The following is an 11,820-nucleotide window of genomic DNA, read 5'->3' as shown; positions in this document are numbered from 1 at the left end:
GGGTGGGTCCCCGCCCCCTTCCGGTACGGCCGGTGCGGTGGGTGCGGCGTCCGGGGCTACGCCCAGAGCTGTCCCTGTAGCGTCTCGATGGCCTCTTCCGTCGTGGCCGCCGTGTAGACGCCCGTCGACAGGTACTTCCAGCCGCCGTCGGCGACCACGAAGGCGATGTCGGCCGGCTCCCCGGCCTTGACGGCCTTGTTGCCGACGCCGATCGCGGCGTGCAGCGCGGCTCCGGTGGAGACGCCCGCGAAGATGCCCTCCTGTTGGAGGAGTTCCCGGGTGCGGGTGACCGCGTCCGCCGAGCCGACGGAGAAGCGGGTGGTGAGGACCGAGGCGTCGTACAGCTCCGGCACGAAGCCCTCGTCGAGGTTGCGCAGGCCGTACACCAGGTCGTCGTAGCGCGGCTCCGCGGCGACGATCTTGACGTCCGGCTTGTGCTCGCGCAGGTAGCGGCCGACGCCCATGAGGGTGCCGGTGGTGCCGAGGCCCGCCACGAAGTGGGTGATGGACGGGAGGTCGGCGAGGATCTCCGGGCCCGTCGTGGCGTAGTGGGCGCCGGCGTTGTCCGGGTTGCCGTACTGGTAGAGCATCACCCAGTCCGGGTGCTGCGCGGACAGTTCCTTGGCGACGCGCACGGCGGTGTTGGAACCGCCGGCGGCCGGGCTGGAGATGATCTCGGCACCCCACATGCCGAGCAGGTCACGGCGTTCCTGCGAGGTGTTCTCGGGCATCACGCAGACCATGCGGTAGCCCTTGAGCTTCGCCGCCATGGCCAGGGAGATGCCGGTGTTGCCGCTGGTCGGCTCCAGGATCGTGCAGCCCGGCGTCAGACGGCCGTCCTTCTCCGCCTGCTCGATCATGTGGAGGGCCGGCCGGTCCTTGACCGAACCGGTCGGGTTGCGGTCCTCCAGCTTCGCCCAGATACGGACGTCCGCGGACGGCGACAGCCGCGGCAGGCGCACCAGAGGGGTGTTGCCCACCGCGGCGAGCGGGGAGTCGTAGCGCATCGGAGACCAGGGTCCGATCAGACCATGCCGCCGGCGACGGCCGGCAGGATGGTGACGTTGTCGCCGTCGGTCAGCTTGGTCTTGATGCCGTCGAGGAAGCGGACGTCCTCGTCGTTGAGGTAGACGTTGACGAAGCGGCGCAGCTCGCCGCCGTCCACGATGCGGGCCTGGATGCCCGCGTGGCGGGTGTCGAGGTCTGCGAACAGCTCGGCGAGGGTCTCCCCGTTGGCGTCGACCGCCTTCGCGCCGTCGGTGTAGGTGCGGAGGATGGTGGGGATGCGGACCTCGATGGCCATGGTTGCGGGCTCCTGTCGGGATGTGTGTCGGGTCGGAAGACGCGCGGCAGCGCGGGCGGGGCAAGGGGGTACGCCGGTTGCGGAGCCGCGGCTCTCCGGCCGTACGACGGCGGCAGGTCAGCGCGTACAGATGGCGCTCTGCAGCCTGCAGAGGTCGACGTGCAGCCGCGCCACGAGCAGCATGCCCGGCGTCTTGTCGCTCACGTCGTTCAGAACCATGCGCTCATCGTATCGATTCCCGGTACGGGCCCCGGAGTGTGATCTCGCATTCCGGACGCTTTTGGGCCGCTGGTTGAGATCAGTAGCTCTCCACGACCTTGACCTCCTCCTCCGTGACCTCACCGTCCACGATCCGGTAGGAGCGGAACTGGAAGGGGCCGGCGTCGTCGGTGTCCGCGGTGGAGACCAGGACGTAGTGCGCGCCGGGCTCGTTGGCGTAGGAGAGGTCGGTGCGGGAGGGGTAGGCCTCGGTCGCGGTGTGCGAGTGGTAGATGACGACGGGTTCCTCGTCGCGGTCGTCCATCTCGCGGTAGAGCTTGAGCAGGTCGCCGGAGTCGAACTCGTAGAACGTGGGCGAGCGGGCGGCGTTGAGCATCGGGATGAAGCGCTCGGGGCGGTCGGTGCCGGCGGGGCCCGCGACGACGCCGCACGCCTCGTCGGGGTGGTCCTGGCGCGCGTGGGCGACGATCTGGTCGAACAGGGCCTCGGTGATGGTCAGCATGCTGGTCAGGATAGACAGAAGGGCCGTCCCGTACCGAGGAGTGGTACGGGACGGCCCGTATGCCGGACGTCCTGAGCGGTGGCCTCGTCGGCCGGATGTCCGTGGTGGTGGTCAGCCGACCTTCTCGAGCTCCGGCTCGCGGCGTTCGGTGACCTGGGGGTTGCGCGCCTTGAGGACCTTCCAGCCGACGCCCAGGGCGGCGGCCCAGCCGGCCATGACGTACAGGCAGATGCGGGAGTCCGCGTCGTAGGCGATCAGGCCGGTGACGAAGAGCAGGAACACGACGGCGATCCAGCTGCACTTCGCGCCGCCGGGGGCGGGGAAGGACGAGGCCGGGAGACGGCCGGCGTCGACCGCGCGGCGGTAGAGGATGTGGCTGACGAGGATCATCAGCCAGGTCCAGATGCCGGCCGCGGTGGCCACCGAGGTGACGTAGCCGAAGGCCTTCTCGGGGACGACGTAGTTGAGGACCACGCCGATGCCCATGAAGAGCACGGAGACCGTGATGCCGAAGGCGGGCGTCTTGGTGGAGGACAGCTTGCTGAAGACCTTGGGGGCCTCGCCGCTCTCGGCCAGGTTCCGCAGCATGCGGCCCGTGGAGTACATGCCCGAGTTGCAGGAGGACAGGGCGGCGGTGAGGACCACGAAGTTGACGATGCCGGCGCCGGCCGGGATGCCGATCTTCGCGAAGGCCGCGACGAAGGGGCTGACGCCCGGCGCGAACTCCGTCCACTTCACGACGCAGAGGATGACCGTGAGGGCGCCGACGTAGAAGAGGGCGATGCGCCACGGGAGGGTGTTGATGGCCTTCGGGAGGGTCTTCTCGGGGTTCTCGGACTCGCCCGCGGTGACGCCGACGAGCTCGACGGCGAGGTAGGCGAACATGACGCCCTGGAGGGTCATGAGCGACGAGCCGATGCCCTTGGGGAAGAAGCCGTCGAAGGCCCAGAGGTTGCTGACGGCGGCGGTGTCACCGGCGGAGCTGAAGCCGAAGGTCAGGACGCCGAGGCCGATCACGATCATGCCGATCAGGGCGGTGACCTTGACCATCGAGAACCAGAACTCGATCTCCCCGAAGAGCTTCACGGAGATCAGGTTCGCCACGAACAGCACGACCAGGAAGACCAGCGCGGTCACCCATTGCGGGATCGCCGGGAACCAGTAGTGGACGTAGATGGCGGCGGCCGTGAGTTCGGCCATGCCGGTGACCACCCACATCAGCCAGTACGTCCAGCCGGTGAAGTAGCCGAAGAACGGGCCGAGGAATTCGCGGGAGTACTCCGCGAAGGAGCCCGAGACCGGGCGGTAGAGCAGGAGCTCGCCGAGCGCCCGCATGATGAAGAAGACGATGGCGCCCGCGAGGGCGTACATCAGGATGAGGCTGGGGCCGGCCTTGGCGATGTTCGCCCCGGCTCCCAGGAAGAGGCCGACGCCGATGGCGCCGCCGATCGCGATCATCTGGACCTGACGGCTGCCGAGCCCGCGCTCGTACCCCTCTTCGGGGGCGTCGCCGCCCACGGCCTCACTGCCGTCGTACTGCTTGTCGACCTGCGATGAGGTCATGTGTGGTGCGCCTTTCTCCATACCGGAACGAGCCAGTCCCTCGGCTTCGAATCGGCTTCCGATCCCCCCGGACAGGTGGAGCTGATGCCTGGCCGGCGATCCGCCGGCTCGGTGGCGCACCCGGCGGGACGTGGGTGGTGTCCTGCCGGGCGGTCGTGAAGATTTATCACGGCGGCACCGTTGATCGGTTGAGGGTGATGTCGCGCAGACCATAGGAAGAACCGGACAGAACGTCGAACCGCACCCCAAAGGGTGCGGTTGCGGTGACGCGATCGTTATTCGGATTTGAGCGTCCTCTGAGCGAACACACAGGTCGGTGTGCCCGGCGACATACCCGGACGGATCAGGGCATGAGGGTGGCGACCAGGGTCTCCTGGAGGCCGCCCAGCCAGAGGTACGCCATCACCATCGGCTTGCGCGGGTCCTCGTCGGGGAGGCGGTAGAGGAGGTCGGTGTCCTCCTCGTCGACGACGTCGAGCCGCGAACCGATGGCCAGGCGCAGGTCGTTCAGGGCGCGCAGCCACTGCTCGGACTGGTCGGCGGTCAGTTCCAGGACCGCTCCGCCGTCGCCGCCGGGCGTCAGGGCGTCCAGCGAGCGGATGACGGCGAGGGCGTTCTCGCGCTTGCCGGCGCGCAGGTCGTTCTCGGTGAAGCGGCGGAACTCGGCGGAGTGGGCCCGCTGCTCCTCGGCCTGCTCGGGCGTGTCGGCCTCGACGCCGGGGCCGCTGTAGGCGTCGGGGAACAGTCGCTTGAGCACCGGATCGCTCGGCGGCTCGCTGGGGCCCTCGGCGAACAGCTCGGCGAGCGGGTCGGCGGAGGCGTTCTCCGCGGGGCCGGGACCGATGAGCTCCAGGAGCTGGACGGCGAGGGAGCGGATGATGGAGATCTCGACCTCGTCGAGCGCGACGGCCGCGCCGCCGCCGGGGAGCGGTTCGAAGTGTCCGGGCATGGAGTGAGTTCGCTACTTCCGGTCCTGCGGGCGGTCGGTTGACAGGGGGCCGGCTACTTCCGGTCCTGCTGAAGGGTGGCCCACAGACCGTAGCCGTGCATGGCCTGCACGTCGCGCTCCATCTCCTCGCGCGTGCCGCTGGAGACGACGGCCCGGCCCTTGTGGTGGACGTCCATCATCAGCTTGGTGGCCTTGTCCTTGGAGTAGCCGAAGTACGTCTGGAAGACATACGTCACGTAGCTCATGAGGTTGACCGGGTCGTTGTGGACGATCGTGACCCAGGGGACGTCCGGCTCGGGTACGGCGAACACCTCCTCCGCCGACTCGGTCTTCTCGATCTCTAGAGGTGCGGGAGCCGTCACATCGCCCATGCTCCCACCAGAGGGGGCCACCCGCATAAACGGCCCCCTGAACAGGGGCCCCGAAGGTCGGGAACCGCCGACGGCCAGAGAAATCGTCAAACTGACGAAATGGGGGTACGATCCCTGCCATGAACACAGCGGACCTTGGGCTGCCGGTGGATGTTCCCTCTACGGCGCTCTTCACTGACCAGTACGAGCTGACGATGTTGCAGGCCGCGCTCGCGGCCGGGACCGCCGAGCGGCGTTCCGTCTTCGAGGTCTTCACCCGCCGGCTGCCCGAGGGGCGGCGCTACGGGGTCGTCGCGGGCACCGGACGCGTCCTGGACGCGGTCGAGAACTTCCGGTTCGACGCGGACGTCCTCGGCTTCCTGCGCGAGCACGGGATCGTGGACGGGCCGACCCTGGAGTGGCTCGCCTCCTACCGCTTCGGCGGCGACATCTGGGGCTACCCCGAGGGCGAGGTGTACTTCCCGGGCTCCCCGCTCCTGCGGGTCGAGGGCAGCTTCGCGGAGTGCGTGCTCCTGGAGACGGTGATCCTCTCGATCCTCAACCACGACTCCGCGATCGCGGCGGCCGCCTCCCGGATGTCCTCCGCCGCGGGCACCCGGCCGCTGATCGAGATGGGCGCCCGGCGCACCCACGAGCTGGCCGCGGTGGCCGCCTCGCGCGCCGCGTACGTCGGCGGGTTCACCAGCACCTCCGACCTGGCCGCCGGCTTCCGCTACGGCATCCCGACCGTGGGCACCTCCGCGCACGCCTTCACCCTCCTGCACGACCACGAGCGGGACGCCTTCCGGGCCCAGGTGGACTCGCTGGGCCGCGGCACCACGCTGCTCGTGGACACCTACGACGTCGCCGAGGCGGTCCGCACCGCCGTCGAGGTCGCCGGGACCGGACTCGGGGCGGTGCGCATCGACTCCGGCGACCTGCTGCTCGTCGCCCACCGGGTGCGTCGGCAGCTGGACGAGCTGGGCGCGACGGAGACGAAGATCGTCGTGACCTCCGACCTCGACGAGTACGCCATCGCCTCGCTCGCGGCGGCCCCCGTGGACGCGTACGGCGTCGGCACCCAGCTGGTGACGGGATCGGGCCATCCGACGTGCTCGATGGTCTACAAGCTGGTCGCCCGCGCCGGGTCGGCCGACCCGAAGGCACCGCTGGAGCCGGTGGCCAAGAAGTCCACGGGCGGCAAGACGTCCATCGGCGGCCGCAAGTGGGCCGCGCGCCGTCTGGACGACCAGGGGATCGCGGAGGCCGAGGTCATCGGCGTCGGGCCGGTGCCCGCCGAGCTGGCCGACCGGCAGCTCCTGGTCCAGCTGGTCAAGGGCGGACAGGTCCTGTCCCGCGAGCCGCTCGACGTCGTACGCGACCGGCACGCGGCGGCCCGCACCCGGCTGCCGCTGTCGGCGACCCAGCTCTCGCGCGGCGAGCCGGTGATCCCCACCGAATACGTCTGACCCGGACAGCTCCGAGACGCCCGGGGCGGATGGTGCGGGTGTTACCGGGGTGGCACCGCGCATGAACCCCCGGTGAGCGGGAATGCAACGGCAGCGTGCCCGCGCGAGCCGCCGAAGCCGAATACCCCCTCCCGCACCGCCCCGGAATTCTCTAGGCTCGGAAGTTCAACGGCCGGGCCCGCACCCTTGTCTGCCGCACCCATAGCCGAAGGACACCGCCCATGCGCCGCGCCTTGATCGTCGTAGACGTGCAGAACGACTTCTGCGAGGGGGGCAGCCTCGCGGTGGCCGGGGGCGCCGACGTGGCCGCCGCCGTCACGGAGCTGATCGGGCAGGCCCCCGCCGGCTACCGGCACGTCGTCGCCACCCGCGATCACCACATCGCCCCCGGGGGCCACTTCGCCGACAACCCCGACTACGTGCACTCCTGGCCCGCGCACTGCGTGGCCGGCACCGAGGGGGTGGGCTTCCACCCGAACTTCGCCCCGGCCGTCGCCTCCGGCGCGATCGACGCGGTCTTCGACAAGGGCGCCTACGCGGCGGCGTACAGCGGCTTCGAGGGCGCCGACGAGAACGGGACGCCGCTGGGCGACTGGCTGCGCGCCCGTGAGATCGGCGAGGTGGACGTGGTCGGCATCGCGACCGACCACTGCGTGAAGGCCACCGCCCTGGACGCGGCGCGGCAGGGCTTCCGCACGACCGTCCTGCTGGACCTGACGGCCGGGGTGGCGGAGGAGACGACCCAGCGGGCGCTGGAGGAGCTGCGCGCCGCCGGAGTCGAGCTCACGGGCAAGCCCGTCGTCTAGGCCGGGCCCGGCCGCCCGCGGCAGACCCGCCCCCGTCACGACGCGTCACGGCGCATCACGAAGCGCGACGAAGTGTCACGGCACGTCGCGGCCGGTCAGGGCGAACCCACCGGGCGACCGCGGGACACGCCCTGGCCCGCCTCGGCTCGCATCCGCGCAGGTCACGGCTGGGGGGCCGGGTGCCTGAGCAGCGTCCTGGCCGGGTGCCACAGCTCCTGGGCGAGCCCGGGGACCCCGGCCTCGGGGGCCGTGCGCCATATGAGCCCGTCGGGGTGGTGCAGGACCGCGGTGATCTCGTCGGGGGTGGGCGGGGCCGCGTTGCCCCGGAGGTAGACGGCCCGCAGACCGAGGTTCCGCAGCCGGGTCAGGGCGCGGGCACGGTTCGGGGCGAGGACCAGGAACCGCACGCAGCCGCCCGCCGGACCCGCCGGGCTGGGCAGGTTCAGCGCCACGACGACGCTGCCGTTGGGCAGTCTGCAGAAACCTCCTGCGGCCATGCGGTCACACCCCCGTGTGAGTCGGTGTCGATGTCGGTGTCAATAAGCCGGGCACAGGAGGCACCTAAACACGATCGGCGGCAACCCGCCAGGGGTTGCCGCCGATACGCTTCTGACCTGCGGAAATACCGATTACTTCACCGCGGGGCCGACCTTGAGGGAGATCGTCGAGCCATCCTTGGCCTGCTTGACGATCTCGATCTTGGTGTTGGTGTCAGTGATCTTGACGCCGCCGGTCGGGTTCCGGTTGTCGTAGTAGTCGCTGGTGTGGTCGTTGAAGACCGACACGCCCTTCGACGACGGGATCTTCGTGGCGACGTCGGCGCTGTGCAGCGTGATGCCGTTCGTGCGGTACAGGCTGAACGGGGAGTCGTAGGCCTGGATGCGGTTGCGCATCAGCGTGCCGTTGTCCCACCACAGGGCCTTCGGGTGCGAGTCGACCGGAAGCGCGAGGCCGACGCCCGGGTGCTGGCTGGTGTTGTTGTCAGCCTGCGAGGTGTCCCACTTCCAGATCAACAGGCCGGTCTGGTACGGGTAGTGCTCCACCCAGTCCGGACGGGTCGTCGAGAAGCCGAAGTTGTACGGGCCGACCTTGAGGGTCTTGTCGTACGAGACGTACTGGCGGTTCTCCGCGAGGTAGTACTGCGCGTAGGCCTTGGTGAACGAGGCGCCGATGCGGGAGAAGCCGGCCGCGGTCCAGGCGGGGTCGGCCGTCTCGGCGTTGTCCGTGAACAGCGCGGTGCCGTCGGCGGTCACGCTGATCTCATCGGCCGCGAAGCCCTTGAGCGCCACGCCGCCGTCGCTCTGGTAGCGGAAGCGGATGTCGATCTTCTTGCCCGCGTAGGCGTCGAGCGGGTACACGAGCTTCTTGTACGCGTCGACCGTGCCGGTCAGGACGGGCTTGTCGCTGCCGTCGCGCGGGATGGCCGCGCCGTCCACCGTGCCGTCCAGGGCGGTCCAGTTGGCGCCGCCGTCGGTCGAGACCTCGGTGTACAGGTAGTCGTAGTTCGCCTCGATGTCGTACCAGCCGTCGAGGGTCAGCTTCGCCGAGGACTTGCCCGTGAGGTCCACGGACCGGGTCAGCGTGTTCTTCAGGTTGTCACCGCTGCCGCTCCACCACTGGGACGAGCCCTGCGCGGGGTTGACGACCGTGGTCGTGACGTCCTTGTCCGGCAGGTTGACGACGAGCGCCTGCTTGTTCCAGGTGTTGTACTCGGCGACGCCCAGCTTGTGCGTGGACTGCTTGCCGGCCTTGGCGGTGTCGTAGTTCAGCCAGCCGAGCTGCAGCTTGTCCCAGGCGTTGAAGTCGCCGGGGAGGTCACCGATGGACTGCTTGCCGGTGCCGAGCCACGAACCGGAGGACATCAGGGTCCAGAAACCGGTGGAGTTGTCGCCGCCGGCCGTGTCGTAGTGGTCCGGCAGACCGAGGTCGTGGCCGTACTCGTGGGCGAAGACGCCGAGTCCGCCGTTCTCCGGCTGGATGGTGTAGTCGCCGACCCAGATGCCGGAGTCGCCGATCTGCGCGCCACCGAGCTTGTTGTCCGCGGGACCCGTGGCACCGGCGTCGGTGCCGAAGGCGTACCAGCGGTGGGCCCAGATCGCGTCCTTGCCCTGGACGCCGCCACCGGCGGACTCGTCCTCACCGGCGTGCACGATCTGGAAGTGGTCGATGTAGCCGTCCGGCTCGTTGAAGTTGCCGTCGCCGTCGTAGTCGTAGCGGTCCCACTGGTCGAACTGGGCCAGGTCCGCCTTGATGGCCGCGTCGGACTTGCCGGCCGCCTTCTGCTGCGCGACCCAGGCGGTGACGCCGTCCTTGACGACGTTCCACACGCTCGGGCAGTTGGTGCTGCCGCAGGCGTTGTTGCCGTAACGCGCCTCGTTGTACGGCACCTTGACCCAGTCGGCGACCTCGCCGTCGACCGAGTAGCGGCCCGAGGACTGCGTCTCGTAGAACTTCTTCATCGACTCGGTGTTCTTGCCGGTGCCGAAGTAGAGGTCCTGGAAGTGCTTCTGGTTGTAGTCCGCCTGCCAGGCCGTGCTGTTGTCCTTCTTGCGGTCCGGCGCGGCTATCTGGTTGTGCGCGGGGCCGGCGGTGCCACCGAACTTGGGGTCGGTCTTGTCGCCGAACTCCACCAGGATCGTGAAGATCTTGTCGGTCTTCTCGCGGCCGAGCTCCACGTACTTGGAGCTGCCCTTCTTGCTCTTCAGCTGGACGACCTGCGAACCGTGACGGTCCTGCACCTTGGCGTCGCCGGAGATGACCTGGTTCAGCGCCTCCTGGCGCTGGGCGTCCTGGGTCTTGCTCAGCGGGCCGTCCAGGTCGTGGTCGACCGTGTTCTTGACCGGCTGGGGGTCGTGGCGGTCCACGACGGGGGACGCGCCGGCCGAGTCGGCCTGCGCGACGGCGTACGTCGAGAACGTGGCGGTGGCCGCCGCGAGGGCGACGCCCACCGCGGCCGCTCTGAACGTCCATGGTCTGTTGGTCACTTGATGTCCTCCCCCGCGCACGTTCGCGCGGAGGGGGTTCCGGGTCATGGAGGTCCGCGCGCGTCTACGCGATTCAAGTGACGTCATTTGACCGGAGTTACGAAAGAAAAAACAGATCTTGACTTGAACCTGGCAAGTGCATTATGCGGAGCCACCGTTCGGAATCCGGACGCCCCGGAAAACCCCCAACAGGCGCGCTAACACGTCCACTTGATGGACGCGATGACTCCGTGCGCCCCCTGTGCACCGGCACCGTGGGTAAGGTCACGCTTACCGGACGTTCCGCTCGGGCATGCAGGCGAATAGAGTCGATTGGCGAAGCGTCGGAAGCCGGCGGACAGCCACGTCGACACCGTTGTCTCACCCCGACATCCATCCGCCCCCTCCCCCATCGCGAGAGGCACCCGGGGGGAGAACCCGCATCCGAGGACACGATTGCCATGCCTCGTCCGACCGCCGCACAGCTCGCCTACGGTTCCTGCACCGTGATCTTCTCCACCCTCGCCATGCTGCTGCTGTCACAGACGAGTTCGAGTCTGGGGATCGTGCTGATCGCCCTCTCGGCACTCGCTCTCGGACTCCTGGTGGCCATGACGGTCCCGCTGCCGAAGCCCGCGCCGGCCGCCACCGAGTCCGTCGTCCACGAGCGTGTGCCGGCGCAGCGCGAGACCGCGTCCGTGTCCGCCTCCGCGTCCTCCGCGCCCGAGCCGGTGCGCGAAACAGCAGGTCCCTGAAGCCGCGAGCCCGCGCCCCGGTCCCCGGCCGGACCGGTGGACCGCCGGCACCCCGGACGCTCCGCACGCTTCGGACTCATACTTGAACGGCGGGTCCGTCGACCACGGTCCCGCCGTTGTGGTGTGCGCTCGCGCCGCCCGGCCCGCCGTCGTCCGTCGTCCCGTGCGGCGAAGCCCTCCCGCGGCCGTCAGCCGGTGTCGACCACCACCGTCTTGGCCGCCTTGTCGTGCAGGCCCTGCTTGTAGGGCTTGTCGAAGAAGCTCCAGCCGCCCGCGATCGCCGTCCAGACGCAGAAGCAGCAGAACGCGAACGGGATCCACAGCACCAGGGCCCGGACCAGGGAGGTCTGCACGGAGGGGGTCGAGCCGTTGTCGAGGTTGGCGACCCGGTGGTTGAACAGCCGCTTGCCGAAGGTCTGTCCCGTCTTGCTGATCATGATGGTGTCGTAGGCCACGTAGAGCACCGCGGCCACCAGGGACTGCCCGAGCGACTTGCCGTAGTCGATCCGGTTCGAGTCCATGTCGTAATCGGTGACCCCGATCGCCCAGGACAGCAGCCACACCACGACGCCCACCAGGATCATGTCCAGGATCCTGGCCAGCACCCGCTTCCCGCTGTCCGCGAGCGGCGGCATGCCCGCGAGCGGATCGCCGCCGTACGGGCCCCCGCCGCCGTAGGGGTCACCGCCTCCGCCGTACGGTCCGCCGCCTCCCGGGTGGGATCCGCCGCCCTCGCCGTAGGGGCCGCCTCCGAACGGGGGCGGCTCACTGCCGTACGGCGGGGTCCCGCCGCCGGAGGGAGGCGGCGGGTCGTACGGAGACCCCGTGCCCTCACCGGGCGGGGGCTGCTTCTTGAACGGGTCGTCGTCCGGTGGCCGGCCGGGGTCCGGAGGCGGCGGTTCGCTGCTCATGGCCCGAGTCGACCGCGAACCCCCCGGCTC

The 11,820-nt window shown here is 69.6% G+C and carries 13 protein-coding genes; 3 read left to right on the top strand and 10 right to left on the bottom strand.

The genetic code is table 11. From position 1 onward, the window contains the following. Positions 1-56: 56 nt before the first annotated feature. The 7 genes from CW362_RS34660 to clpS form a co-directional block, all read right to left on the bottom strand. Entirely contained in the window at positions 57-1,007 is a 951-nt protein-coding gene (locus tag CW362_RS34660; protein WP_103553583.1) for a PLP-dependent cysteine synthase family protein, read from the bottom strand. A 17-nt stretch (positions 1,008-1,024) separates the two neighbouring features. Next, a complete protein-coding gene (locus CW362_RS34655) occupies positions 1,025-1,303 on the bottom strand; it encodes a MoaD/ThiS family protein (protein ID WP_103553582.1) in 279 nt (92 codons plus the stop codon). 117 nt (positions 1,304-1,420) lie between these two features. Then, the gene (locus CW362_RS45540; RefSeq protein WP_326787503.1) at positions 1,421-1,522 is read right to left on the bottom strand and encodes a putative leader peptide; all 102 of its coding nucleotides are present in this window, start codon (positions 1,520-1,522) and stop codon (positions 1,421-1,423) included. A gap of 79 nt (positions 1,523-1,601) precedes the next feature. Then, positions 1,602-2,024, bottom strand: coding sequence for a M67 family metallopeptidase (locus CW362_RS34650; protein ID WP_103553581.1), 423 nt, complete (start codon positions 2,022-2,024; stop codon positions 1,602-1,604). A 111-nt stretch (positions 2,025-2,135) separates the two neighbouring features. Then, the gene (locus CW362_RS34645; protein WP_103553580.1) at positions 2,136-3,587 is read right to left on the bottom strand and encodes an amino acid permease; all 1,452 of its coding nucleotides are present in this window, start codon (positions 3,585-3,587) and stop codon (positions 2,136-2,138) included. Between the two features lie 343 nt (positions 3,588-3,930). After that, positions 3,931-4,536: a DUF2017 domain-containing protein gene (locus CW362_RS34640; RefSeq protein WP_103553579.1), complete on the bottom strand. Its 606-nt coding sequence runs from the start codon at positions 4,534-4,536 to the stop codon at positions 3,931-3,933. 53 nt (positions 4,537-4,589) lie between these two features. Next, positions 4,590-4,907: an ATP-dependent Clp protease adapter ClpS gene (gene clpS / locus CW362_RS34635; RefSeq protein WP_037619207.1), complete on the bottom strand. Its 318-nt coding sequence runs from the start codon at positions 4,905-4,907 to the stop codon at positions 4,590-4,592. A gap of 119 nt (positions 4,908-5,026) precedes the next feature. Here clpS and CW362_RS34630 point away from each other — a divergent pair, with 119 nt between their 5' ends. Both CW362_RS34630 and CW362_RS34625 read left to right on the top strand, forming a co-directional pair. Further along, positions 5,027-6,355, top strand: coding sequence for a nicotinate phosphoribosyltransferase (locus CW362_RS34630; protein ID WP_103553578.1), 1,329 nt, complete (start codon positions 5,027-5,029; stop codon positions 6,353-6,355). Between the two features lie 221 nt (positions 6,356-6,576). Continuing rightward, complete coding sequence (locus tag CW362_RS34625; RefSeq protein WP_103553577.1) at positions 6,577-7,161, top strand: isochorismatase family protein; 585 nt, start codon at positions 6,577-6,579, stop codon at positions 7,159-7,161. A gap of 161 nt (positions 7,162-7,322) precedes the next feature. On the opposite strand, the gene CW362_RS34620 is transcribed toward CW362_RS34625, so the two are convergent. Next, entirely contained in the window at positions 7,323-7,658 is a 336-nt protein-coding gene (locus tag CW362_RS34620) for a hypothetical protein (RefSeq protein WP_103553576.1), read from the bottom strand. Between the two features lie 132 nt (positions 7,659-7,790). Then, a complete protein-coding gene (locus tag CW362_RS34615) occupies positions 7,791-10,145 on the bottom strand; it encodes an immune inhibitor A domain-containing protein (RefSeq protein ID WP_103553575.1) in 2,355 nt (784 codons plus the stop codon). A gap of 440 nt (positions 10,146-10,585) precedes the next feature. On the opposite strand from CW362_RS34615, the gene CW362_RS34610 reads away from it, so the two are divergent. Further along, on the top strand, positions 10,586-10,879 hold the full coding sequence (locus tag CW362_RS34610) for a hypothetical protein (RefSeq protein WP_103553574.1): 294 nt from the start codon (positions 10,586-10,588) through the stop codon (positions 10,877-10,879). A 188-nt stretch (positions 10,880-11,067) separates the two neighbouring features. Here CW362_RS34610 and CW362_RS34605 read toward each other — a convergent pair whose 3' ends face one another. After that, a complete protein-coding gene (locus tag CW362_RS34605) occupies positions 11,068-11,790 on the bottom strand; it encodes an RDD family protein (protein WP_103553573.1) in 723 nt (240 codons plus the stop codon). Positions 11,791-11,820 lie beyond the last annotated feature (30 nt).

This window comes from Streptomyces populi (assembly GCF_002911015.1).
GTDB classification, from domain to species: Bacteria; Actinomycetota; Actinomycetes; order Streptomycetales; family Streptomycetaceae; genus Streptomyces; species Streptomyces populi.
Note: the sequence above shows the minus strand (reverse complement) of the source record. Positions and strands in the feature narration are given on the sequence as shown.